This is a genomic window from Pseudomonas putida (assembly GCF_028682635.1).
GTDB classification, from domain to species: Bacteria; Pseudomonadota; Gammaproteobacteria; order Pseudomonadales; family Pseudomonadaceae; genus Aquipseudomonas; species Aquipseudomonas putida_AE.
The window spans coordinates 1-559 of the sequence record NZ_JANHLK010000088.1; the positions used below are offsets into that span (position 1 = coordinate 1).

Here is a 559-nt window from a genome sequence, read left to right on the forward strand (position 1 = left end):
GTGGATCGGGTACGGCCGTGGGAGATGGGTTGGTTGTGAGGTCGCCTTCGCTGGCAAGCCAGCTCCTACAGTAGATCGGGTACGGCCGTGGGAGATGGGTCGGTTGTGAGGTCGCCTTCGCTGGCAAGCCAGCTCCTACAGTGGATCGGGTACAGCCGTGGGAGATGGGTCGGTTGTGAGTGGATCGGGTACGGCCGTGGGAGATGGGGAGATTGTGAGGTCGCCATCGCCGGCAAGCCGGCACCTACAGGGTAATGTGTGCATTTGAAGTTACGTATCTTCCAGTAGGAGCTGCCGCAGGCTGCGATCTTTTGATCTTGCTTCGGCTTACCAGATCGGCAACGTATAGCTGAGGATCAGGCGGTTTTCATCCAGGTCGCTGCCAAAGTTGGTCGAGCGAACCGTCGCGTTACGCCATTTCACGCCGACGTTTTTCAATGCACCGCTTTGCACCACATAACCAATGTCGGTATCGCGCTCCCATTCCTTGCCCTCGGGACGGTTGTTGCCCAGGTCAATGTTGTCGCCGGTGAGGTAGCGCGCCATGAAGGTCAGGCCC

General features: G+C 58.9%; 1 protein-coding gene. It reads right to left on the reverse strand.

Translation table 11 applies throughout. From position 1 onward, the window contains the following. Positions 1 to 327 precede the first annotated feature (327 nt). The coding region (locus NPS56_RS30990; RefSeq protein WP_274078173.1) for an OprD family outer membrane porin at positions 328 to 559 on the reverse strand (232 nt) is incomplete at its 5' end.